Genomic DNA, 23,806 nt, shown 5'->3' on the forward strand with positions numbered 1-23,806 from the left:
GCTTTCAAACCCGTACCCCTATAAATCCATGGAGGAGACACCCATGCAGGTTTGGCATCAGATCTACACACCGCTCGGCAGCCTCGGGCTGTCGGCATTCGTCGCCGCGATTCCGATCATCTTCTTTTTCATCGCGCTCGCCGCGCTGCGGATGAAGGGCCATGTCGCCGCCGCGATCACGCTGCTGCTGTCGCTCGGCGTCGCGATCCTCGCGTACGGGATGCCCGTGCCGCAGGCGCTTGCCGCGGCCGGCTTCGGCTTCGCCTACGGCCTGTGGCCGATCGCGTGGATCATCGTCGCGGCCGTGTTCCTGTACAAGATCGTCGTGAAAACCGGCCAGTTCGACGTCATCCGTGCGTCCGTACTGTCGATCACCGACGACCAGCGCCTGCAGATGCTGCTGATCGGCTTCTCGTTCGGCGCATTCCTCGAAGGCGCCGCCGGCTTCGGCGCGCCCGTCGCGATCACGGCCGCGCTGCTCGTCGGGCTCGGCTTCAAGCCGCTGCATGCGGCAGGACTGTGCCTGATTGCAAACACCGCGCCGGTCGCGTTCGGCGCGATGGGCATTCCGATCATCGTCGCCGGGCAGGTGACGGGCATCGATCCGTTGCACATCGGCGCGATGGCCGGCCGCCAGCTGCCGCTGCTGTCGCTCGCGGTGCCGTTCTGGCTCGTGTTCATGATGGACGGGCTGCGCGGCGTGCGGCAGACCTGGCCGGCCGCGCTCGTCGCGGGCGGCAGCTTCGCGGTCACGCAGTACTTCACGTCGAACCACATCGGGCCCGAGCTGCCGGACATCACGTCGTCGCTCGTCAGCCTCGTCGCGCTCGCGGCGTTCCTGAAGGTGTGGCAGCCGCGCACCGCGAAACAGCCGGCCGGCGGCCTCGTCGCGTCCGGCGGCGGCGCGGCGCTCGCGGGCTTCGGCGGCACGGGCTCGCGCAACGGCTTCGGCACCGGCGCGAGCCGGCAGGCATCGCCGTACACGCTCGCGCAGACGGTGCGCGCGTGGTCGCCATTCCTGATCCTGACGGCCGTCGTCACGGTCTGGAGCATCGCGCCGTTCAAGGCGCTGTTCGCCGCGCATGGCGCACTCGCGTCGACCGTGCTGAAGTTCCACGTGGCCGGGCTCGACCAGCTCGTCGTGAAGACCGCGCCGATCGCCGCGACGCCGAAGGCGCTCGAAGCGGTGCTGAAGATCGATCTGGTGTCGGCGGTCGGCAGCGCGATCCTCGTGACCGCGCTGATCTCGATGGCGCTGTTGCGGATGAAGCCGCGCGACGCGCTCGTCACGTTCGGCGAGACGCTGAAGGAGTTGACGCGCCCGATCCTGTCGATCGGCCTCGTGCTCGCGTTCGCGTTCGTCGCGAACTACTCGGGGATGTCGTCGACGCTTGCGCTGATGCTGGCCGCGACGGGCGCCGCATTCCCGTTCTTCTCGCCGTTCCTCGGCTGGCTCGGCGTGTTCCTGACGGGCTCGGACACGTCGTCGAACGCGCTGTTCTGTTCGCTGCAGCAGGCCACGGCCCATCAGCTCGGCGTGCCCGAGACGCTCGCGGTCGCCGCGAACACGACGGGCGGCGTGACCGCGAAGATGATCTCGCCGCAGTCGATCGCGGTCGCCTGCGCGGCGACGGGCCTCGTCGGCAAGGAGTCCGAGCTGTTCCGCTTCACCGTGCGGCACAGCCTGCTGTTCGCGGTGATCGTCGGGCTGATCACGCTCGTGCAGGCGTACGTGCTGCCGGGCATGGTGCCGTAAGCGGCGCGCGGCCGGGCCCAAAAAACAAAACCCCACGCCCGAACGAGCGTGGGGTTTTTCCTTTCGCGTGCCGATCGCCGGCGCGGGCCGGCGATTCGTCATGCGCGTGGCGCGATCAGCTGCCCTTCGCGATGCGATCCTGGATGTGCTGCGCACGGCTCGCCGACGACGGGTGCGAGCTCATCATCGAGCTTTGGCCGCCGTCCATCTGCGCGAGCTTCTGGAAGCCGGTGACGAGGCCCTTCTGGCTCATGCCCTTCTGCTTCATCAGGTCGAACGAGTAGTCGTCCGCGGCGCTTTCCTGCGTTTGCGAGAACTGCGCGTTGATGAACTTCTCGGTGATGTCGCCGAGCTGCGAGCTCGACAGCGCCGCCACGCCCGGCGATGCCGCGCCGGCCGCGCTGCGCGCCGCGCTCACCGCGTACGCCGTCTGCATCGCCTTCTTCGAGTGACCCAGTGCAACGTGGCCCATTTCATGACCGATCACGCCGCGCAGCTCGTCGTCGTTCATCATGTCCATCAGGCCGCTGTACACGCGCACGCAGCCATTGCCCATCGCCCACGCGTTGACGTCCTTGGTCATGTAGACCTTGTAGTTGATCTTCTGGCCGTTCAGCGTCATGTCGCCGAAGCCCTTCATCACCTTCGTCAGGCGCTTCGCGTACGCGCTGTTCGCCGGTGCGATCTTCGACTCGGCATCGCTGGACTTGCACGATTCGTTCGACAGGGCGGCGATGTCGCTGTCCGACAGCGTCGCCGCCTTGTACAGGTTCGTCCCCGCCGACGTCAGGCTGTTCGCGTCAAGGCCTTGCACCCCGCCGCATGCGCTCAACAGAAACGCCACGCCACACGCCGCCACCGCTTTCTTGAGTTGCATCCCGGAATCCCTCGATAGTTGTATTTGGGAGCGGCGATTTTGCATAATCCGGCAGAAAATTACCAGATGTTTACATCAGATGACACGTTCATTACTCGACGAATCGAAATAAATCGGTGATCCGCCACCAGATTGGCGACGAAAATCGTTGCAATCGTCGCACCCGGGCGACGATCGAGAGGGAGAACGGGCGAGCCGCCGCTCAGGCGGCCTGGTTGCGGCGTCGCGTCAACCGCCGCGCGACCAGCATCGGCAACCGCACCGCGAAGCCGGCGAACAGGCGCAGGTGCATCCATGCGAGCAGCGCATTGTCGCGGCCATAGTGGAAGTGCGAGACGCCGCCTTCGTGGCGGCCGAAATAACGTACCGGAGCGTCGATGCGGATCGGGCGCACGCCGGCCCAGCACAGCCGCACGGCCGCTTCGGGATCGAAGTCGAAGCCGCGCATCCACGGCTGGCGGCGCATGATTGCCGCGAGCGGCGCGACCGGATACACGCGAAACCCGTACAGCGAATCGCCGATGCCGGCCCACAGCGTCTCGAGGTCGGCCCATGCGTTCGACAGGCGGCGGCCCTGCACGCGCAACTGCGGCGCGCTCGCGTCGAACTTCGGCACGCCGAGCACCATCGCGTCGGTCTCGGCCTGCGAGGCGGCCATGAAGGCGGGAATCAGGTCGGCCGGATGCTGGCCGTCGGAATCCATCGTCAGCACGTGCGTGAAGCCGCTCGCGGCGGCCGCATCGAGCCCCGCGAGCACCGCGGCGCCCTTGCCGCGATTCTCCGGCAGCACGATCACGCGCAAGCCGGGATCGCGTTCGGCCATCGCCTGCAGTCGTTCGGCGCTGCCGTCGGTGCTGCCGTCGACGACGACCCACACCGGATTCCACTGCGCGCGCGCATTGCGCACGGTCGTATCGACCTTGACGCCCGGGTTGTAGCTCGGGATCAGCACGAGATGGGTGGACGAGGCGTGCAGCTTGGACATGGAAACAGCCGATTGCGAAGACGGGGATCCTGACAAAAGTTTATGACTTGCCGACGAACGGCGGCAGGTTTCGTCGACCAGGACATCGTCGACGTCGTGCGCCGGTTGCCGGATCGTGAGGTTCTCGCGCTTCATGACAGCCACTCCATTGCATGCCCGGCGCTGGCCTCGATCTCGACCAGCAGGTCGTCGCGGCACACGTCCGCGTGGACGAACAGCGGCCGCACGCGAGGGCCGGCCGCATCGCGCAGCACGCGCCCGATCGCGGCGAGCGCCGCGGTATCGCCGGCGTCGCGCACGTAGACGCGATAGCTCAAATCGGCGAGCGAGAACGGGCCATGCCCCTGCCGCTCGGCCTGCTCGAGCACCGCCGCGAGGTTCGCGACCGTCTCGCGCGTCTGCGCGACGACGTCGCCGTGATGCACGGTGTGGTGCCCGACGATGCTCGCGGTACCCGAGACGAACAGCACCGGCGCCGCGTCGTCATCGGCCCATGCGGCGGCGCGCGCGAACGTCGGCGCACGCGGGCCGTACTGCGCCGGGTAGTGGTACGCGCTGACCTGGCGCGGATTCTCGACCGGATCGGCCGGCGTGCGGCTCGCGAGGAAATGAATCGCGAGCGGCGCGGCCGGCGGCGCATCGCCCTCGACCGGCACGACCGACCCGAGCGCGCACGCGGCCGGCACGCCGCCCGTCAGCGCACGACGGCACGCGTCGAACGCATGCTGACGGCCGATATTGAACTGACGATAGCGCTCGATCCCGAACTGCACCGCATTGATCGCCGGCACCGTGTTCCAGATGCGCAGCGGATGCGGCATGTCGAGCGTATCGAGCAGGTCGAACAGCATGCGGTATGCGTCGAACGTCGCGCGCTCGAGCGGCATATCGCCGTCGCGCGTGGCGTGCGCCTCGTGCACGACGATGCTGCCGAACACGAGGCCGGCCGTATCGCTGTAACGGTAGTGCAGCGCGCCGCGCCGTTCGCTGCGCAGGTCGCGCGCATCGCATTGCCAGATTTCGCAGACGGCATCGTCCGGTGCGGCATCGGCGCCGAGCAGCGCCATCTGCACCGGTGCGACCGGCAGGCCCGGCACGCGATCGGCGAGCAGCCGTTCCACCGCATCGGCATGCGAGCTTGCCGCGCCGATGCACACCGCACCCAACGCGCCCGGCAGGACGTGTTCGAAGCGGGCATCGTCCAGCAACGCGACAAGCCGCGCACGGCTCATCTGGACGAGCCGCAGTGCGCGGTCGCCGCCCTGCGCGAACGGCGCGGTGGCGGACGGCAGCGAACAGGGGCGCCGTTCGGCGTCGACTGGATGTACGGACACTTCGATTTCCTCACTATGCGGCGCAGGCCGCGCGGCAGCACGGCCCTGCGCCGCGTTGCGTTACTCGACGGACGCGGCGCGCGCCATCACGCGAGCCCGCCGTTGACGGACAGCACCTGCCCCGTCACATAGGCCGCGGCGTCGGACACGAGATACGCGACCATCGCCGCGACTTCGTCGGGCCGGCCCGCGCGTTGCGCGGGTACGAGCTGCTTGATGCGTTCGGCGGGGAACGCCTGTTCGGCCATCGGCGATTCGATGATGCCGGGCGCCACCGCGTTCACGGTGATGCCGCGCGACGCGAGCTCCAGCGACAGCGACTTCGTCGCGCCGATCAGCCCCGCCTTCGCGGCCGCATAATTGACCTGCCCGCGGTTGCCGGTCACGCCGGCCACCGACGCGATGTTGACGATCCGCCCGCGCCGCGTGCGGATCATCGGCAACAGCAGCGGCTGCGTGACGTTAAAAAAGCCGTTGAGCGTCACGTCGATCACGCTGTGCCACTGCTGGTGTGACATGCCGGCCATCGGCGCGTCGTCGTGAATGCCCGCGTTGTTGACGAGGATCTGCACCGGCGACTCGTCGATGAACGGCTTCAGCGCGGCGAGCGTCGCATCGGCGTCGGTCACGTCGAACGCGATCGCGTGCGCGACGCCGCCGGCCGAGACGATCTGCTGCGCGACCGCCTCCGCCTGCGCGAGATGGCGGTTCGCATGCACCCACACCTCATGGCCGGCCTGCGCGAGCGCCGTGCAGATCGCCTGCCCGAGTGCGCCGCTGCCGCCCGTCACGAGCGCCCGCATCCAATTGCTCCGTTCATCGCGTTTCACCTCGATCGACGCGGCGTCGATTCGTACACCGATCGCCGCCGCATGCCGTCATTTATTGCGCGCTGCCGTCACTTCGTGCGATGCGCGGCGACGTACGCGGCCAGCGCGCCGAGCGTCGCAAAGATCTTCTGGTTGTCCGGGTTGTCCGAGCGCAGCTCGAAGCCGTATTTCTTCGAGATCAGCAGCGCGATTTCGAGGATGTCGATGGAGTCGAGCCCGAAACCTTCGCCGTACAGCGGAGTGTCGGCCGTCACCGTGTCGAGCGGGACATCTTCGAGATTCAGTTCGCCGATGATCAGCGTGGCGAGCTCTTGTTCCAGTGCGTTCATCATGCGTGCGGGCAGGCGGCCCATGGCAGCGGGAGGCGCCCGGAAACGGCAACTGTCGTGCACGCCCGGCGCGTGCAAATCTCCGTCCCTCCGGCGTCTGCCGGCTTCCCCGCCTGCGTTATTTGGGGATTGTTTGTAAAAGTTACGCGGATTCTAGACGAAGGGTATCGGGCCGTATACCGCGAATGGTTACAGACTGGCGAGCCGGCGCCGCGGCCCGTTTCGGCACGCGAATGCACGAGACGCTTGAGCCGCTTTGGATGGAAATGGACCGACCCCGCGAAACCGTTCGTCCGGTCCCATACAATCGGTTACAAAACCCGGTCGCACCGGCCCCGAACACGCGGTGCCGCGGCCCTAAAATGAGCGTGCCCGACCACCGGCCCGGATCCGCGTCCCGGCCGCCATTCATATGATGTTTGACGGCCCGACCTCCGCGTCCGGCCACGATCCGCTAGATGTCTCCAGTCATGCCGCGTCCAACCTTCCGCTCCGTTCCGGTTCGCCCGCTCGTCCGCCGTGCCGCGGCCGTCGGCCGGTGCCCGCGCCGCGCGCATGGAGGCGGCCGATGAGCAGGCTGCTGTCCGTCCTGCGCGGCGCCGCAGCGGTCGGTGCCGTGGCGGCCTACCAGGTGGGCGCGCACTACGCGAGCGCGACGCCGGGCGCGCACGGTTTCGGCCTCGCGATGGCGCTCGTGCCGCCGCTGCTGCTCGCGCTCGGCGCGGCGCTGCGCTCGCCACGGCGCGCCTGGCTCGCGCCGGCTTGGCTGCTGGCCGCCGCCGCGCTGTGGGCCGCGCGCGCGCCGCTCGCGCAGCACTTCGAATGGGGCCTGTATCTGGAACACGCGAGCTTCAACCTTGCGATGGCGCTGCTGTTCGGCCGCACGCTCGCAGCCGGCCAGGTGCCGCTGTGCACGCGCTTCGCGGCGATGATCCACGGCACGGTCACGCCGGCCGTCGCCCGTTATACGCGGCAGATCACGCTCGCGTGGACGCTGTTCTTCGTCGCGACCGCCGCCGTGTCGACGCTGCTGTTCGCAACCGCGCCGATCGTCACGTGGTCGACGTTCGCGAACTATCTGTCGCTGCCGCTCGTCGCCGTGATGTTCGCCGCCGAGCATGCGTGCCGACGGTTCGCGCTGCCGCACGAACCGCGGCCGCGGATGGTCGACGCGGTGCGCGCATATCGCGCGACGACACACGCGTCGCAGGCGTTCCGATGAATTCATGACCGGCGCGCCGCCGCGCACGCGGCCGCGCCGGCCTTCGCTCCCGTCTTGACCGATTTATGCCGACTCACCCGCTGGTATTCCATTCCTCGCCGGACCAGACGATCGCCTGGCGCGACGGCACGCCCGTCACCGTGCGCGCGTTCGTCGCCGACGTCGCGCGCGTGGCCGCCGCGCTGCCCGCCGGCGGCCACGTATTCAACGTGTGCCGCGACCGCTACCGCTTCGCGGTCAGCCTGTGCGCGGCGCTCGTCGCCGGCAAGATCAGCCTGCTGCCGTCGACGCACACGCCGGAAATGGTCCGCCAGCTCGCCTCGTTCGCACCCGACGCGTTCTGCCTGCACGACGCGCCCGACTGCACGATCGACCTGCCGCGCTTCGCCTATCCCGACACCGCGCCCGGCGAACTTGCGAGCGATGCGCCGTTCGCCGTGCCGCAGATCGACGCGGCGCGGATCATGGCCTACGTGTTCACGTCCGGCTCGACCGGCGCGCCGGTGCCGCACCGCAAGACCTGGGGTTTCCTGGTCGGCTGCGTGCGTGCGGCGGCCGACCGCCTCGGCCTGCTCGACGGCCGCGCGGCCACGCTGATCGGCACGGTGCCCGCGCAGCACATGTACGGCTTCGAGTCGACGGTGCTGCTTGCGCTGATCGGCGGCCTCGCGTTCAGCAACCGCCAGCCGTTCTACCCGGTCGACATCCGCGACGAGCTCGACGCGATCCCGCAACCGCGCGTGCTCGTCACGTCGCCGATCCACCTGCGCGCGCTGCTGTCCGCCGGCCACGCACTGCCGCCGGCGGCGCTCGTGCTGTCGGCCACCGCGCCGCTGTCGGAAAAGCTCGCATGCGAAGCCGAGGCCGCGCTCGATGCGCCGCTCGTCGAGATCTACGGCAGCACCGAGACCGGCCAGATCGCGACCCGCCGCACGTCGCAGGGCGCGACGTGGGAACTGTTCCCGGAGATCCGCCTCGACGCGCGCGACGAACCGGACGACGACGACAGCGGGCCGACCGTCTGGGTGTCGGGCGGCCACGTGGAAGCGCCCGTGCCGATGGGCGATGCGCTCGAACTGCTCGGTGACGGCCGGTTCCTGCTGCATGGCCGCAAGGCCGACCTCGTCAACATCGCCGGCAAGCGCACGTCGCTCGCGTACCTGAACCATCAGCTCAACGCGATTCCGCAGGTGGTCGACGGCGTGTTCTTCATGCCCGACGAAGCCGCACCGGCGCACGACGACACCCGCCTCGAGCCGATCACGCGCCTCGTCGCGCTCGTCGTCGCACCGACGCTCACGACCGCCGACCTGCAGCGCGCGCTGCGCGAGAGGATCGATCCCGCGTTCATGCCGCGCCCGCTCGTGTTCGTCGACGCACTGCCGCGCAACGAAACGGGCAAACTGCCGCGCGATGTGCTCGCCGCGCTCGTTGCGCAACACGCGCGCGCCGTGGCCGCGCCGGTGCCCGAACGCGACACGGCCGCCGCGCCCGCACTCGCGTTCACGGTTCCCGCCGACCATCCGGCGCTGCCCGGCCACTTCCCCGGCCATCCGGTCGTGCCGGGCGTCGTGCTGCTCGATCACGCGATCCACGCGATCGGCACCGCGCTGAACCGTCCGCTGCACGCGTGGCGGCTCGGTTCAGCGAAATTCCTGAGCCCGGTCGCGCCGGGCGAACCGCTCGATCTCGCGTACGACGCCGCGCCCAGCGGCGCGATCCGCTTCACGCTGCGTGCCGGGTCGCGCGAGGTCGCAACCGGCGTGCTGTCCGCGCCGCCGGCCGCGCAGGATGGCGCGCAGCCATGAAGCGCACCGCGTGGGCCGAACGCCAGGAACGCAGCAACGCCGGTTTGCTGCGCACGATGACGTGGATCTCGCTGCGCTTCGGCCGGCAGCGCGCGCGCATCGTGCTGCACCTGATCGCGACGTACTTCGTGCTGTTTTCGCCGGTCGCGTGCGCCGCGTCGCGCGACTACCTGCGCCGCGTGCTCGGCCGCCCGGTGCGCTGGCGCGACGTGTACCGGCACGTGTTCACGTTCGCGGCGACGATTCACGACCGCGTCTACCTGATGAACGGGCGCTTCGACCTGTTCGACATCCGGCTGCACGGCGAGACGCTCGTCGACGATGCGCTCGCCGGCGGCCGCGGCGCGTTCCTGATGGGCGCGCACCTCGGCAGCTTCGAGGTCGTGCGCGCGATCGGCCGCACGCATCCGGACCTGCGCGTCGTCGTCACGATGTACGAGAAGAATGCGCGCAAGATCAACGCGACGCTCGCCGCGGTGAACCCGGCCGCGAAGCCGGAAGTGATTCCGCTCGGGCAGGTCGACTCGATGCTGAAGGTGCGCGAGCGCCTCGACGCGAACTGCATGGTCGGCATGCTCGCCGACCGTACGCTGCTCGACGACGCCGCCGCGTCGCTGCGGCGGCTGCCGCTGCTCGGCACGCCGGCCGCGTTTCCGCTTGGGCCGCTGTACATGGCCGCGATGCTGAAGCGCCCGGTGATCTTCATGACGGGCCTTTATCGCGACGGCAACCGCTACGATGTGCACTTCGAGACGCTCGCAGACTTCTCCGACGTGCGGCGCGACACGCGCGCGGCGGCCGTCGACGCGGCACTCGCGCGCTACGTCGCGCTGCTCGACAAGTACTGCCGCGCGGCGCCGTACAACTGGTTCAACTATTTCGATTTCTGGCAGGGCGGCGATGCCCCGGCCGCGCGCCGCGACATGGCGCACGCCGGTACCGACCTGCCCGCCACGAGGGATTCCGACGCATGACCGCCGTTCGCCGCTTTCTGCTTCCGCTCGCGATGCGCCGCACCGCCCGCCTGCTCGCCGCCACCGCCGCCGCGATCTCGCTGGCCGTGCCCGCGCACGCGGCCGACACGGCACCGGCATGGAACCTCGACCGGCTGATGTCGACGCTCGCCCAGCATAAGTCCGGACGCGCGACGTTCACCGAGACGAAGTACCTGTCGATCGCCACGCAGCCGGTCGAATCGTCCGGCGAGCTCGTGTTCGTCGCGCCCGATCATCTCGAAAAACACACGCTGAGCCCGAAGCCCGAACACCTCGTCGTCGACGGCGACATGCTCACGGTCGAGCGCAACAACCGCAAGTTCACGCTCGCGCTCGCGCGCTATCCGGAACTCGGCGCGTTCATCGACAGCATCCGCGCGACGCTCGCCGGCAACCGCTTCGCGCTCGAACAGGTGTACAAGGTCGCGCTCGCCGGGCACGGCGACGACTGGACGCTGACGCTCACGCCGCTCGACTCGCGGATGCTGAAAGTCGTCAGCACGATCACGCTCGACGGCACGCGTGACGTATTGCGCAGCGTCGCGATCCGGCAGGCCGACGGCGACCATTCGGTGATGCGCCTGCAACCCGTTGCGGCGACCGCGAACTGATGGACGAACGCACGCGCCCGTCACCCGTCGCCCGCCACCTGCACGTGTGGCGGCAGCGCGCGGTGCTCGTATGGCTGCTCGCGCTCGTCGCGTGCGGCGTCGCGATCGGGCGCGCACACTTCACGGCCGACCTGTCCGCGTTCCTGCCAAGTTCGCCGAGCGCCGGGCAGCGCGTGCTCGTCGAACAGTTGCGCGACGGCATCGTGTCGCGGCTGATCCTCGTCGCGATCGACGGCAGCGATGCGGCCACGCGCGCCGCACTGTCGCGGCGCGTCGCCGGCGCGCTGCGCACCGATCCGCAATTCGCGGCCGTGCACAACGGCGAAGCCGCGAACGATGCGCGCGACCGGCAGTTCGTCTTCGATCACCGCTACCTGCTGAGCCCGGCCGTCACGCCGCAGCGCTTCAGCGCCGACGGCCTGCACCAGGCGCTCGGCGACAGCCTCGACCTGCTGAGTTCGTCCGCCGGCCTCGTGGCCAAGGCGATGCTGCCGCGCGACCCGACCGGCGAAGTCACCGCGCTCGTCGACCAGCTCGACAGCGCGGCCGAACCGGCGAGCCGCGACGGCGTGTGGGCATCGCGCGACGGCACGCGCGCGGTACTCGTCGTGCAGACGGCCGCCGCCGGCTCCGATACCGATGCACAGGCACACGCGATCGACACGGTGCGCAGCGCGTTCGCCGCGGCGAAGCAGGCCGTGCCGCATGCAACCGCAACCACGCTCGCGATGACGGGCCCCGGCGTGTTCTCGGTCGACACACGCGACACGATCCGGCATGACGTCGAGCGTCTGTCGACGGCGAGCGTCGTGCTGATCGTCGCGCTGCTGCTGACCCTGTACCGTTCGCCGCGCACGCTCGTGCTCGGGCTGTTACCGGTACTCACGGGCGTCGCGGCCGGGATCGCGGCGGTCAGCGTCGCGTTCGGCACGGTCCACGGGCTCACGCTCGGCTTCGGCACGACGTTGATCGGCGAAGCCGTCGACTATTCGATCTACCTGTTCGTGCAATCGGCGCAAGCCGGCACGCGCGGCACCGCGCGCCCGGGCGATGCGACGCGCGCATGGGTCGCCGCGTACTGGCCGACGATCCGGCTCGGCGTGCTGACGTCCGTGTGCGGTTTCGCGTCGATGCTGTTCTCCGGATTCCCGGGCCTCGTGCAGCTCGGACTGTATTCGATCGTCGGGCTGACGGCCGCCGCGCTCGTCACGCGCTTCGTGCTGCCGCACCTGCAAGGCGAACATGTCGCGATCCGCGACGTGTCGCGCGTCGGCGCGGTGCTCGCGCGCGCGGCCGATGCCGCGCCGCGGCTGCGCTGGCCGCTCGCCGTGCTGGTGGTCGCCGCGATCGCGACGCTCGTGCTGCATCGCGACGGCCTGTGGAGCCGCGAGCTCGCCGCGCTCAGCCCCGTGCCGGCGCAAGCGCAGGCGCTCGACGCGCGGCTGCGCGCCGACGTCGGCGCGCCCGACGTGCGCTACCTCGTTGTGATTGCCGCGCCGACCGAACAGGCGGCGCTCGAAGGCGCCGAACGCGTGGCCGCACAATTGCAGCCGCTCGTCGACCAGGGCGTGCTCGCCGGGTTCGAAAGCCCCGCGCGCTACCTGCCGAGCCATGCCGCGCAGCGCGCGCGGCAGGCGAGCTTGCCGGATGCAAGCGTGCTCGCCGCCCGGATGCGCGACGCCGTCGCGAACCAGCCGATCGCGGTGAAGCCCGACCTGTTCGGGCCGTTCATCGCCGACGTCGACGCCGCCCGCCACGCGCCGCTGCTCACGCGCGCGGACCTGCGCGGTACGTCGATGGCACTCGCCGTCGATGCGCTGCTGACCGAACGTGACGGCCGCTGGAGCGCGATGCTGTCGCTGCGCGCGCCGGATGCCACACGCACCGCGCAGCCGGCGTCCGGCCTCGATGCGACGCCGATTCGCACGGCCGTCGCGCGGGCGGGCGTGCCCGATGCGCTGTTCGTCGACATGAAGGCCGAAGCCGATCGCCTGTACGTGAGCTACGTGCGCGAGGACATCCGGCTGTCGCTCGCGGGTTTCGCTGCGATCGCCGTGCTGATGCTGATCGCGCTGCGTTCGCCGCGCGTTGCCGTGCGCGCGCTCGCGCCGCTCGTCGCGGCCGTGCTGGTCGTGACGGCCGGCTTCGCGCTGGCCGGCGTGCAACTGACGATCCTGCATCTCGTCGGGATGCTGCTGATCGTCGCGGTCGGCTCGAACTACGCGCTGTTCTTCTGCAAGCGCGACGACGCGCAGCCCGTGACGCCCTACACACTCGTGTCGCTGCTGATCGCGAACCTCGCGACGGTCGCCGGCTTCGGGCTGCTCGCGCTGTCGCGCGTGCCGCTGCTGGAGACCTTCGGGCTGACCGTCGGCCCCGGTGCAATGCTCGCGCTCGCGTTCGCGGCGATTCTCGCGCCGCGTGCCGCAGCGGCCGGCGTGCGTCATCAACGGAGTCCGGCATGAACGCGCCGTCGTCCGTTCCATCGCACCAGGCCGGCGATACGCGCCGCTGGAAACCAACGCCGCTGATCGCGGGGACAGCCGCGCTGCACGCGGGTGCGGCAGCCGCCGTCATCGCGCAACCGGCTACGTGGCCGTGGGCCGTCGGCGGTGTGGTCGCGTCGCATCTCGCGCTGACGGCCGCCGGCCTGTGGCCGCGCAGCACGCTGCTCGGCCCGAACTGGACGCGCCTGCCGGCAGGCGCCGGCCGCAAGATCGCACTGACGATCGACGACGGCCCGGACCCGGACGTCACGCCGCGCGTGCTCGACCTGCTCGATCGTTACGACGCGCGTGCGACGTTCTTCTGCATCGGCGATCTTGCGCGCCGCCATCCTCGGTGGATCGAGGCAATCGTCGCGCGCGGCCATGCGGTCGAGAACCACAGCCAGCGGCACCGGCACACGTTCTCGCTGTCGGGGCCCGCTGCGCTGCGGCACGAGATCGCGGCCGCGCAGCAGACGCTGACCGAGATCGCCGGCACCCGCCCGCTGTTCTTCCGCGCGCCGGCCGGCCTGCGCAATCCGTTTCTCGAACCGGTGCTGTGCGAACTCGGCCTGCAGCTCGCCAGCTGGACGCGGCGCGGCTTCGACACGCGCGCCCGCGATGCCGCGATCGTCACGCGTCGCCTGCTGCACGGCCTCGATGCGCGCGACATCCTGCTGGTACACGACGGTCATGCGGCACGCGATGCGCGCGGCGAACCGGTCGTGCTCGACGTGCTGCAGGCGGTGTTGCGCGCAGCCGCCGATGCGCAGTTGCACTGGACCACGCTGCGCGCGGCGCTCGCGCCCGAACCGCCCGGCCAGCCGGGCGTTCCGGCCCCCCAGTTTGATAAAATCTGACCTCGAACGGCGCGCCCGCCAGCCATGCTGCGGCGCCCGTTCCGGCCACCGGATACGACCCTCGTGAATCCTCTCCTGCTCTCGCACTACACCGCCACCAGTTGCATCGGCCGCGGCCTCGATGCGACCCTCGATGCGCTGCGCCACGCGCGTGGCGGGCTCACGCCGTGCCACTTCGAGCGCGCGGATCTCGACACGTGGATCGGCGCGGTGGACGGTGTCGATGCGCACCGCGTGCGCGCCGATCTCGCCGACTTCGAGTGCCGCAACAACCGCCTCGCGCAGCTCGGCCTCACGCAGGACGGCTTCGACGCCCGTGTCGCGGCGGCCGTCGCCCGCTACGGCGCGGCGCGCGTCGGCGTGTTCGTCGGCACGAGCACGGCCGGCATCCTCGAGACCGAGCACGCATACCAGCGCCGCGATCCGGCGAGCGGCGCGCTGCCGGCCGACTTCCGCTATGCGCAGACGCACAACCCGTATTCGCCGGCCGCGTTCGTGCGCGCGTATTTCGCGCTGCGCGGGCCGGCGATGGCGATCTCGTCCGCGTGCTCGTCCGGCGCGAAGGTGTTCGGCTCCGCGCGCCGCATGATCGAAGCCGGGCTGATCGACGCGGCAGTCGTCGGCGGCGTCGATTCGCTGTGCCTGACGACGCTGTACGGTTTCAATTCGCTCGAACTGCTGTCGCGCCAGCCATGCCGGCCGTTCGATGTCGCGCGCGACGGCATCTCGATCGGCGAGGCCGCCGCGTTCGCGCTCGTCGAGCGTGTGCCCGAGCCGCCCGTCGCGGTCGACGACGACGCGATCCTGCTACTCGGCATCGGCGAATCGAGCGACGCGCATCACATGTCCTCGCCGCATCCAGAGGGGCTCGGCGCGCGCACCGCGATCGAGCAGGCGCTCGCGTCCGCCGGCCTCGGCGCGCACGACATCGACTACGTGAACCTGCACGGCACCGCGACGCCGAGCAATGACGCGGCCGAAAGCCGCGCGGTCGGCGCGCTGTTCGCCAGCACGCCGTGCAGCTCGACGAAGGGCGCGACCGGCCACACGCTCGGCGCGGCCGGCGCGCTCGAAGCCATCGTCGCCGCGCTCGCGCTGCGCGACCAGTTCGTACCGGCCGGCGTCAACACGACGCAACCCGACCCGGCACTTGTGGCCGACTACGTGCTCGCGAGCCGCGACACGCGCGTGCGCGCCGTTCTTTCCAATTCGTTCGGCTTCGGCGGCACGAATTGCAGCCTGATCCTCGGCCGCGCCGATCACGCACGCCGTTGAGGCCCGCCATGACACTCACCGCCTACATCGAAAGCATCGGCCTGGTCGGGCCCGGATTGAACGACTGGCCGCACGCGGCCGACGTGCTTGCGGGCCGCGCGCCCTATGCCCCCGCACGCACCGAACTGCCGCCGCCGGCCGGGCTGCCGTCGGCCGAGCGGCGCCGCACCGGCCCCGTCGTGCGCACGGCGCTTGCGGTCGGCCACGCAGCGGTGGCCGCGAGCGGCCGCGACGCGGCGACGCTCGCGACCGTGTTCAGCGCATCCGGCGGCGACGGCCAGAATTGCCACGCGATCTGCGAAACGCTGGCAGGCGACGATCGCCAGCTGTCACCGACGCGTTTTCACAACTCCGTGCACAACGCGCCGGCCGGCTACTGGAGCATCGCGACCCGCGCGATGGCGACGTCGAACGTGCTGTGCGCGCACGACGGCAGCTTTGCCGCCGGTCTGCTCGAAAGCCTGTGCCAGGTCGTCGTCGATCGCATGCCGACGCTGCTGATCGCGTACGACACCGACTATCCGGAACCGCTGCGCGCGGTGCGGCCGATCGGCGATGCGTTCGGCGTCGCGCTCGTGCTCGCGCCCGACGCGAGTGAGCGCGCACTTGCCCGCATCGACGTGCAGCTCACCGACGCGCCCGCGACGACACTCGCGAATGCCGAACTCGACGCGCTGCGCGCCGGCAATCCGGCCGCGCGCGTGCTGCCGCTGCTCGACGCACTCGCCGCGCGGCGTTCGACGCGTGCCGTGCTCGACTATCTGGCCGATACGCGCGTGCAGGTCGACGTCGCGGTACCCGAATCCGTCGCGGAGCGTGCGTGATGACCGCCACACGCCCGCTTGCGCCGCCGCTCAACCACGCATGGATCGCCGCGCACATTCCGCACGGCGGCGCGATGTGCCTGCTCGATACGGTCGATGCATGGGATGCCGAACGGATCCGCTGCACGGCGACGAGCCATCGTGATCCGCGCAACCCGCTGCGTTCGCACGGTCGGCTCGCGTCGGTCTGCGGCATCGAATACGCCGCGCAGGCAATGGCCGTGCACGGCGCGCTGCTCGGCGCGCACGAAGCACGCCCGCGCGCCGGTTATCTCGCGAGCGTGCGCAACGTCGACGCGTTCGTCGACCGGCTCGACACGTTCGCGCAGCCGCTCGTCGTCGACGCGGAACGCGTGAGCGGCGATGACCGCTCGGTGCTGTACGGCTTCGCGGTGCGCTGTGGCGATCGCGTGCTGCTGTCCGGCCGCGCCGCGGTGATGCTCGACGCATCGGCCGCCGGCGCGTTTCAACCGGCGCCAGCCGGCGCCACGAATCCTCGCTGAAGAGGCAAACCCCAAGGAAACCAGGTCGTGAAAGTTCGTCAGTTCATTGGTACCGCGCTCGTTCTGGCGCTGATCAGCCCGATCGCGCACGCGGACATGTCGGAAGTGAAACAGGACATCAAGCGCGATTCGAAGGAAGCCGCACACAAGACCGGCGAAGCGGCACGCAGCTTCGGCCATGCGACCGCGAGCGCCGCGAAGGCGGTCGGGCACGGCGTCGCGCATGCGTCGCGCGAAGGCTGGGATGCCACCAAGCGCACGACGAAGCGGATCTTCCACAAGAGCGACTCGGGCGAGTCGTCCGGAAAGAGCGACAAGAGCGATTGATCACGCGCGTCGCGCACAGGCTGCCTGTGCGCGACGCGTGACCGTGCATCGATCGTGGCGCGTCACTAGCGCGATACTGCCGCCGTCAACGCGCCCCGCGCATGCGGCGGGCCGGCCGTGCCGGCCTGCGCGCGAAGCACCTGCCGTACGCGACGAGCCAGCAATCGCGATGATCGAAGTTCCGCAGCAGCCGCGCGCGGCGCCGCTCGAGCCAGTAGAGCGAGACCGCCATCGTCAGCGCGACGGCCAGTGCCGTGCCGCCGATCGCGAGTCCCATCCAGGTGTCGCCCATGCGTTCTCCGGAATGCGAAGCCGAAGCGGCGCGCCTGCCGCCGCCCTGGCACTGGATAGTGCGGAACGCGGCCCGACACGTGCGCGAACGCCGTGCGGGCCGCCGCGCGTCAGTGCATGTGCTGGCCGCCGTTGATCGCGATGTTGGAGCCCGTCACGAAGCCGGCCTCCTCCGAGCACAGGTAAGCGACCAGCGCCGCGACTTCCTCGGGCTTGCCGAGCCGGCCCGCCGGAATCTGCGGGAGGATCTTCGAGTCGAGGATGTCCTGCGGGATCGCCGTCACCATCTTCGTCGCGAGGTAGCCCGGCGACACCGTGTTCACCGTCACGCCCTTGCGCGCGATCTCGAGCGCGAGCGATTTCGTGAAGCCGTGCATGCCCGCCTTCGCGGCCGCATAGTTGGTCTGGCCGACCGAACCCTTCGAGCCGTTCACCGACGAGATGTTGACGATGCGACCCCAGCCGCGTTCGACCATGCTTTCGCAGACGGGCTTCGTCATGTTGAACACGGAGTCGAGGTTCGTGCGGATCACCGCATCCCAGTTGACCTTGTCGAGCTTGCGCAGCGTCATGTCGCGCGTGATGCCCGCGTTGTTCACGAGAATGTCGACCGGGCCGACGTCCCGCACGATCTTCTCGATGCATTGCTGGCACGAATCGTGATCGGCCACGTCCACCGGGTACGCATGGAACTCGCGGCCGGCCGCATGCATCTCGGTCAGCCAGCGGTCCGCGCCGGCGTTGTTCGGCGAATACGTGACGACTACCCGGTGGCCCGCGTCGTTCAACCTGATGCTGACCGCTTCGCCAAGACCGCCCATTCCACCTGTCACAACTGCAATTCGCTTAGTCATCCTATAAATTACCGACAAAAAAAGTAATCGATGAATGCGGGGCGGCGGCATCGTACCTGCTGCCGCCCCACCGCTTCGATGCGCAACCGCCCGCGTCGCGGGCGCGGCACGCACCGGAACCCCGCGCTTGTTATTGGCTGCTTGTCATGCGCGAAACCCGCCTGGTTCGCCTGCGACGCCAGCCAGCGCCCCGCAGCGAACCGTGTCGTCAGACCCTGCTCAGACGCGCTCGACCGCGAGCGCGACGCCCATCCCGCCGCCGATGCACAGCGATGCCAGCCCGCGCTTCGCATCGCGCTTGACCATCTCGTGCAGCAGCGTCACCAGGATCCGGCAGCCCGACGCGCCGATCGGGTGACCGATCGCGATCGCACCGCCGTTCACGTTCACCTTCGACGTGTCCCAGCCCATCTGCTTGTGCACCGCCAGCGCCTGCGCCGCGAACGCCTCGTTGATTTCCATCAGGTCCAGGTCGCCCGGCGTCCAGCCCGCGCGCTCCAGGCACCGGCGCGACGCCGGCACCGGGCCCATGCCCATCACGCTCGGATCGACACCCGCGTTCGCGTATGCCTTGATTCGTGCGAGCGGCGTCAGGCCGAGGGCCGCCGCCTTCTGCGCCGACATCACCAGCACCGCCGCCGCGCCGTCGTTCAGCCCCGACGCGTTCGCCGCCGTCACCGAGCCGTCCTTCGAGAACGCCGGCTTCAGCCCCGACAGCGATTCCGCCGTCACGCCGTGGCGCACGAATTCATCGGTGGCGAACTGCAGCGGCTCGCCCTTGCGTTGCGGGATCGACACCGGCACGATCTCGTCGTCGAAACGGCCGGCCTTCTGCGCGGCTTCCGCCTTGTTCTGCGACAACGCCGCGAACGCATCCTGCGCTTCGCGCGTGATCCCGTACTCCTTCGCGACGTTCTCCGCCGTGATACCCATGTGGTACTGGTTGTATACGTCCCACAGGCCGTCGACGATCATCGTGTCGACCAGCTTCGCGTCGCCCATCCGGAACCCGTCGCGCGAGCCCGGCAGCACGTGCGGCGACGCGCTCATGTTCTCCTGGCCGCCCGCGATCACGATGTCCGCGTCGCCCGCGACGATCGCGTTCGCCGCCAGCATCACAGCCTTAAGGCCCGAGCCGCACACCTTGTTGATCGTCATCCCCGGCACTGCCGTCGGCAGCCCGGCCTTGATCAGCGACTGGCGCGCCGGGTTCTGCCCCGAACCGGCCGTCAGCACCTGGCCCATGATCACTTCGCTGACCTGATCGGGCTTCACGCCCGCACGCTCCAGCACCGCGCGGATCACCGTCGCGCCCAGCTCGGGCGCCGCAATCTTCGCAAGCGAGCCGCCGAATTTGCCGACCGCGGTCCGCGCGGCCGATACGATCACTACGTCCGTCATGTTCAATTCCTGCTTCGAAATCAGTTCGTCGTTCCGACGCCGGCACGCGCCGGCTGCAACGGGCGATGGCGCACGTCGGGCCATCCGGCGCGATCACGGTCGCACGCCGCCATACGGCGGACAGCGCTCGCGCACACCGGCGGCACACCGGCACGGGCGCCTTGCGGCGAACCGGACGGCCGCCGGACACCGCGTAGCACACACGGCGTCCGGCGCCACCCGGCGCCGATCAAGCGGGTCGCGCTCGCACGCGACACGCTGTCATGCAGTTACGCAGCCGATTCGCGCGCAGCCGCGTCCTTGCGTGCGGCGGCAGCCGTCTGCTTGGCGCCGCGCGTGGCCGTTTCGCTGACCGCGTCGAAACCGCTCTGTGCGGCTTCGATCGCCTGACCCGTCGCTGCACGCACGGAGTCGGCCGCGGCCGTCGCCGCGGACAGCGCCGAATTCAGCGCGGCCACGACCGGCGCCGAGCCGGCCGGCGCGTGCTTCGACAGTTCGCCGAGCGCGTCCTTCAGGCGCTTGTCGTTCTGTTCGTACTGCGCCTGCGCGACCTTCGCCCATTCGGATTGCGTCGACACCGCGATGTCGAACAGATGGCGGCCGTACGACACGACCTTGCCGGCTGCTTCCTGCGGTGCGGCGATCTGCTGCGCGAAGCCCGCGGCCGGATTGCTGCTGTTGAACGCGTTCTTCAGCTTGTCCTCGTACTCTTCGAGCGCCGTCCGGGCCGCCTGCAGGTTGAGTTCGACGACAGCCTCGAAACCGTGGATCGCCGGACGGGCAATCGCAAACCACGCGGCGATACCGGACTGATAATCGGCGCTGAGTTTTTCGGGGGCAAATACGGACATCGGGCACGCTCCTGTTAGCAATGCGAGAGACGACGCAAAGAAAAATGGAAGCTCGACCAGCCACTGCTTCCTTATTGACAACCCGTCACTTATTTGAGTACGGGTAGTTGAAGAGGGCCATTCTAGATCGATTAATTGTCAATTAAATGGCATTAATACTAGGTGTAAACCCTTATTATCACTTTCGGCAGCCGCTGGAACCCTCGGCACGCCGACATCGCAGAGAGGATTCCGCAAGGGTTCGGTCCCGCAATGCTTTTTTACCTTTTTACAGGATAGCGCATCGTGACGTCGCGCAACATTTACCAATCCATTATTCCGTTTATTAGAAAACCGGTGCACATTGAAAATGGAGCAGTCACTTATGTAATCGTTTTTTCTGGATTTATTATGAAATCGTTTCCGGGATTATTAATGACGGAATCAATGATCGGACGAATTGCGGGTCGCAATGAAAATACGGCCGCATGAAGCGGCCGCGGTCGACACGGGAAAGCGCGGAATCAGCCGGCCAGTTCGCGATGCAGCGCGCGGAATTCCTGCGCGAGCTTGTGCCCCGGCTCGAGATGGATCACCGGCATCGACTGCTGATGCGACTCGCGAATCTTCACCGACGCCGACAGCCTCGACGCGAGCACCGGCAGCCCTTCATCGACGAGCTCGTCGACCAGCCGTTGCGGCAGGCTCGCGCGCGGCTGGAACCGGTTGATGACGATCCCTTCCACCTCGAGCGCCGCGTTGTGGTCCTGCTGGATTTCCTTCACGTTCTCGAGCAGCGTGTACAGCGCGCGGCGCGAGAAATCGTCGCAGTCGAACGGGATCAGGCAGCGCTCGACCGCGATCAGCGCCGAGCGCGTATAGAAATTCAGCGCGGGCGGCGTGTCGATGTACACGGCGTCGTAGGTGTCGAGCTCGTTCAGCGCGTCGCGCAGCTTGTAGATCTTGTAGCGCGATTCGAGCTTGCCGTGCAGCGTGTCGAGATCCGGATGCGCGGGCATCACGTCGAGCCCTTCGAACGGGGTCGGATGGATGAACGACGCGACGTCGACCGGACGGAAGTTGAAGGTCAGCGCGGTTTCGAAGAAACCGGCAACGCCCGGTTGCGCGTCGGCCGCGGCATCGCCGAGCAGGTAGCGCGTGGAGTTCGCCTGCGCATCGAGGTCGATGACGAGCGTGCGCAGCCCTTCGCTCGCACTGATCGCCGCCAGGTTGCAGACGATCGTCGACTTGCCCACGCCGCCCTTCTGGTTGAATACGACCCGCCGCATGGTGTCCCCTCGATCGAACGTCGAAAGGATCAGCTTAGCCGGTCAATCATGGCGGCCGCGTGACGCAGGTCGAATTGCGTGCGACTTGTGGACGGCGCGCGTCAAATGCGCGGCAGCGCGCCCGACACGTGATGGTTGCCCGGCACGCACCACCGCCATGGGAATTCCGTGCCGACACGAATGCCGATGCGCGGCCCGCTCGTCGGATCCATGGGCGGCGCCGTGCCGTCGTCGACGATCGCGAACCCTTCGCGCGCATCGACCACGTCGACGCCATCCTGCGCGCCGCTGATCCCCATCGCCTGGGTCAGCCGCGCCGGCCCGCGGCACAGGTCGCGATCGCGCGTCTGCGGCGGCCGCGCCGCTCGCATTCGCTCGAGCCCGTGCAGCGGCTCCAGCGCGCGGATCAGCACACCGGTGCCCGTGCCGTCGGGGCCGCACACGCAGTTGCAGCACCAGTGCATGCCGTACGTGAAATAGACGTACAGATGCCCCGGTGGCCCGAACATCGTCGCGTTGCGCGGCGTCCGGCCGCGATAGGTATGTGCCGCCGGATCGATCGCACCGGCATACGCCTCCACTTCGACGATGCGGCCGGCGCGGCCGTCCGCCGCCGCGAGGATCTTGTTGAGCAGTTGCGGGGCAACGTCGGTGGCCGCGCGGTCGAAGAATGCGCGCGGCAGCACCGTGCCCGGCCAGAGCGGCGCGGTCTTATTGCGCCGCATGCTGCCCGGCCGTCGATGCGGCCAGAAAAAGCTGACGGTACGCATCGACCAGTTCATTGAGACCGAACGCGAGATTTCGTCCGCTCGGATTGGGGAGCACCCAGACACTCGCGCCCTGCATGCGGGCCGGCTGCAGCCCCCACTGGACTTCGCGCTGCCCCGACAGCGCCGAGTACGCGGCCTTGCCGAGAAAGGCGATGAAGCGCGGCCGGTAACGCACGATCTTCTGCTCGAACGCGGCGGCCGCGGCGACGAATTCCGCGCGAGAGAGTTGGTCGGCACTTGCCGTCGGCCGCGTCACGACCGCCGTCAGGCCGCAGCCGTACTGGAGGATCGCGCGATCGTCCTGCGGCGCGATTTCCGTCGGCGTGAAGCCCGCGAGATGGATCACGCGCCAGAAGCGGTTGCTTCTCCCCGCGAAGTGATGCCCGGTCGCGGCCGCGGTCAGGCCGGGATTGATCCCGCAGAACAGCACGTCGAGATGATCGACGATGAGGTCGGGAAGTTCGTCAGCCACGTTTTACCCGGAGTGCGATGTGCAGGAACAGGAACGCCGTAAACGAAGCAAGGCCCGAAGGCCCTGGCCAAGCAAACGGCTTGACTCGGACATTCGGGCCCATCGTGATGCGGGATGCCGACTGGGCGATCAGAATGATTAGCGGAACATGACGCTGTAAAAAATCTGCCAACCTCTTGAAACGCCACAAATTCCAATGACCGATGGTGGCCACATGTAACGAGCCTTCCAGCAAAGCCTTGGCAAGCCCTTTGTATGCTGACCGATGCGGTGGGAATCATGAACCCTCGCGCCCCGAACAGTGGGCTGCTCATCACCGAATCGACTACCTCGCTCAAGATTCATATCTTATAGGCAGCCGTATACGATAACAAGCGCATCATACTCTCGGCGCAGCGATTGCTTCATGACTAACTTCAGTCGAAGAACAAGCACTCCCGCAGAGACTCGCAAGGATATTCCCTTGTCGAAGGCTACGCTAGCCACCTCATCATTTAGCATATCTTACAAAACTTCGGTCCCAACAGAGACGTCGGTACCGCAGGCAGGCATTCGGTAACGGTAGCTCGGCTCCTCCGACAGCGAGAGCCTGTCAGATTCAACTACTCACGACAAACGTCTGTTGAGTCGCTATTAGCGCGGCACCACACGCGGTCTTCATCCCATCCAGTGCTACCGGCCGACCATCTATCGCATACTGGTTCGAACCCTGAACAATGGGAAAGACACCACTGCACTTCGGGCACGCAACCATATGTCCAATGCCGGCTGGCGGGCGACCGTTTAGGTCGGCACGCTCGAAGCCTTCAAGCACCAAGCCGCCGTGATCCGTTGAATCACCCTTGCGAATGATCGGCTTTGTCAATGCAGCCTCCAC

The 23,806-nt window shown here is 68.6% G+C and carries 25 protein-coding genes; 12 read left to right on the forward strand and 13 right to left on the reverse strand.

The window, feature by feature from the left end:
* The first annotated feature begins 43 nt into the window (after positions 1–43).
* Complete coding sequence (locus KEC55_RS14445) at positions 44–1,756, forward strand: lactate permease LctP family transporter (protein ID WP_282505968.1); 1,713 nt, start codon at positions 44–46, stop codon at positions 1,754–1,756.
* A gap of 115 nt (positions 1,757–1,871) precedes the next feature.
* Here KEC55_RS14445 and KEC55_RS14450 read toward each other — a convergent pair whose 3' ends face one another.
* The 5 genes from KEC55_RS14450 to KEC55_RS14470 all read right to left on the reverse strand — a co-directional run bounded on the left by KEC55_RS14450 (position 1,872) and on the right by KEC55_RS14470 (position 6,135).
* Positions 1,872–2,633: a M48 family metalloprotease gene (locus tag KEC55_RS14450; protein ID WP_176050339.1), complete on the reverse strand. Its 762-nt coding sequence runs from the start codon at positions 2,631–2,633 to the stop codon at positions 1,872–1,874.
* Positions 2,634–2,835: 202 nt separating this feature from the next.
* Complete coding sequence (locus KEC55_RS14455) at positions 2,836–3,618, reverse strand: glycosyltransferase family 2 protein (protein WP_282505969.1); 783 nt, start codon at positions 3,616–3,618, stop codon at positions 2,836–2,838.
* A 131-nt stretch (positions 3,619–3,749) separates the two neighbouring features.
* Entirely contained in the window at positions 3,750–4,952 is a 1,203-nt protein-coding gene (locus tag KEC55_RS14460) for an endoribonuclease L-PSP (protein ID WP_282505970.1), read from the reverse strand.
* Between the two features lie 86 nt (positions 4,953–5,038).
* Positions 5,039–5,755 carry a 3-oxoacyl-ACP reductase FabG gene (fabG, locus tag KEC55_RS14465; RefSeq protein ID WP_282505971.1) on the reverse strand — a complete coding sequence of 239 codons (717 nt, stop codon included), beginning with the start codon at positions 5,753–5,755 and terminating at the stop codon, positions 5,039–5,041.
* Positions 5,756–5,850: 95 nt separating this feature from the next.
* Complete coding sequence (locus KEC55_RS14470) at positions 5,851–6,135, reverse strand: phosphopantetheine-binding protein (RefSeq protein WP_124453521.1); 285 nt, start codon at positions 6,133–6,135, stop codon at positions 5,851–5,853.
* Between the two features lie 544 nt (positions 6,136–6,679).
* Here KEC55_RS14470 and KEC55_RS14475 point away from each other — a divergent pair.
* The 10 genes from KEC55_RS14475 (at position 6,680) to KEC55_RS14520 (ending at position 17,022) form a co-directional block, all read left to right on the forward strand.
* The gene (locus KEC55_RS14475; protein ID WP_282505972.1) at positions 6,680–7,333 is read left to right on the forward strand and encodes a hypothetical protein; all 654 of its coding nucleotides are present in this window, start codon (positions 6,680–6,682) and stop codon (positions 7,331–7,333) included.
* 65 nt (positions 7,334–7,398) lie between these two features.
* The gene (locus KEC55_RS14480) at positions 7,399–9,141 is read left to right on the forward strand and encodes an AMP-binding protein (RefSeq protein ID WP_282505973.1); all 1,743 of its coding nucleotides are present in this window, start codon (positions 7,399–7,401) and stop codon (positions 9,139–9,141) included.
* A complete protein-coding gene (locus tag KEC55_RS14485) occupies positions 9,138–10,115 on the forward strand; it encodes an acyl-CoA synthetase (protein ID WP_282505974.1) in 978 nt (325 codons plus the stop codon). Before KEC55_RS14480 ends, KEC55_RS14485 begins: the two co-directional genes overlap by 4 nt.
* Complete coding sequence (locus KEC55_RS14490) at positions 10,112–10,747, forward strand: outer membrane lipoprotein carrier protein LolA (protein WP_282505975.1); 636 nt, start codon at positions 10,112–10,114, stop codon at positions 10,745–10,747. Before KEC55_RS14485 ends, KEC55_RS14490 begins: the two co-directional genes overlap by 4 nt.
* Entirely contained in the window at positions 10,747–13,212 is a 2,466-nt protein-coding gene (locus KEC55_RS14495) for an MMPL family transporter (RefSeq protein ID WP_282505976.1), read from the forward strand. The genes KEC55_RS14490 and KEC55_RS14495 overlap by 1 nt, the downstream gene beginning before the upstream one ends.
* A complete protein-coding gene (locus tag KEC55_RS14500) occupies positions 13,209–14,093 on the forward strand; it encodes a polysaccharide deacetylase family protein (protein ID WP_282505977.1) in 885 nt (294 codons plus the stop codon). Before KEC55_RS14495 ends, KEC55_RS14500 begins: the two co-directional genes overlap by 4 nt.
* Positions 14,094–14,156: 63 nt before the next feature.
* Positions 14,157–15,368 (forward strand): beta-ketoacyl-[acyl-carrier-protein] synthase family protein, encoded by a 1,212-nt coding sequence (locus KEC55_RS14505; RefSeq protein WP_282505978.1) that lies wholly within the window; start codon positions 14,157–14,159, stop codon positions 15,366–15,368.
* An 8-nt stretch (positions 15,369–15,376) separates the two neighbouring features.
* Positions 15,377–16,192, forward strand: coding sequence for a beta-ketoacyl synthase chain length factor (locus KEC55_RS14510; protein ID WP_282505979.1), 816 nt, complete (start codon positions 15,377–15,379; stop codon positions 16,190–16,192).
* The gene (locus KEC55_RS14515; protein ID WP_282505980.1) at positions 16,192–16,695 is read left to right on the forward strand and encodes a hotdog family protein; all 504 of its coding nucleotides are present in this window, start codon (positions 16,192–16,194) and stop codon (positions 16,693–16,695) included. The genes KEC55_RS14510 and KEC55_RS14515 overlap by 1 nt, the downstream gene beginning before the upstream one ends.
* A 27-nt stretch (positions 16,696–16,722) precedes the next feature.
* Positions 16,723–17,022, forward strand: a complete 300-nt coding sequence (locus tag KEC55_RS14520) for a hypothetical protein (RefSeq protein ID WP_176050352.1) — start codon at positions 16,723–16,725, stop codon at positions 17,020–17,022.
* Between the two features lie 85 nt (positions 17,023–17,107).
* On the opposite strand, the gene KEC55_RS14525 is transcribed toward KEC55_RS14520, so the two are convergent.
* From KEC55_RS14525 to phaP, 4 genes are all read right to left on the reverse strand, one after another.
* Positions 17,108–17,314 (reverse strand): hypothetical protein, encoded by a 207-nt coding sequence (locus KEC55_RS14525; RefSeq protein WP_176050353.1) that lies wholly within the window; start codon positions 17,312–17,314, stop codon positions 17,108–17,110.
* A gap of 109 nt (positions 17,315–17,423) precedes the next feature.
* A complete protein-coding gene (gene phbB / locus KEC55_RS14530) occupies positions 17,424–18,167 on the reverse strand; it encodes an acetoacetyl-CoA reductase (protein ID WP_059233189.1) in 744 nt (247 codons plus the stop codon).
* A 219-nt stretch (positions 18,168–18,386) separates the two neighbouring features.
* Positions 18,387–19,568 (reverse strand): acetyl-CoA C-acetyltransferase, encoded by a 1,182-nt coding sequence (locus KEC55_RS14535; protein ID WP_282505981.1) that lies wholly within the window; start codon positions 19,566–19,568, stop codon positions 18,387–18,389.
* Between the two features lie 269 nt (positions 19,569–19,837).
* A complete protein-coding gene (phaP, locus tag KEC55_RS14540) occupies positions 19,838–20,419 on the reverse strand; it encodes a TIGR01841 family phasin (protein ID WP_176049660.1) in 582 nt (193 codons plus the stop codon).
* A gap of 285 nt (positions 20,420–20,704) precedes the next feature.
* On the opposite strand from phaP, the gene KEC55_RS14545 reads away from it, so the two are divergent.
* A complete protein-coding gene (locus KEC55_RS14545; RefSeq protein WP_282505982.1) occupies positions 20,705–20,890 on the forward strand; it encodes a hypothetical protein in 186 nt (61 codons plus the stop codon).
* 32 nt (positions 20,891–20,922) lie between these two features.
* Here KEC55_RS14545 and KEC55_RS14550 read toward each other — a convergent pair whose 3' ends face one another.
* The 4 genes from KEC55_RS14550 to KEC55_RS14565 all read right to left on the reverse strand — a co-directional run bounded on the left by KEC55_RS14550 (position 20,923) and on the right by KEC55_RS14565 (position 23,806).
* On the reverse strand, positions 20,923–21,687 hold the full coding sequence (locus KEC55_RS14550) for a ParA family protein (RefSeq protein ID WP_282505983.1): 765 nt from the start codon (positions 21,685–21,687) through the stop codon (positions 20,923–20,925).
* A 101-nt stretch (positions 21,688–21,788) separates the two neighbouring features.
* On the reverse strand, positions 21,789–22,412 hold the full coding sequence (locus KEC55_RS14555) for a DNA-3-methyladenine glycosylase (protein ID WP_282505984.1): 624 nt from the start codon (positions 22,410–22,412) through the stop codon (positions 21,789–21,791).
* Positions 22,399–22,929 (reverse strand): G/U mismatch-specific DNA glycosylase, encoded by a 531-nt coding sequence (gene mug, locus KEC55_RS14560; RefSeq protein ID WP_282505985.1) that lies wholly within the window; start codon positions 22,927–22,929, stop codon positions 22,399–22,401. Before mug ends, KEC55_RS14555 begins: the two co-directional genes overlap by 14 nt.
* Before the next feature lie 598 nt (positions 22,930–23,527).
* Positions 23,528–23,806 (reverse strand): PAAR domain-containing protein, encoded by a 279-nt coding sequence (locus KEC55_RS14565; RefSeq protein WP_348995072.1) that lies wholly within the window; start codon positions 23,804–23,806, stop codon positions 23,528–23,530.

This window comes from Burkholderia cepacia, assembly GCF_029962485.1.
Lineage (GTDB): Bacteria > Pseudomonadota > Gammaproteobacteria > Burkholderiales > Burkholderiaceae > Burkholderia.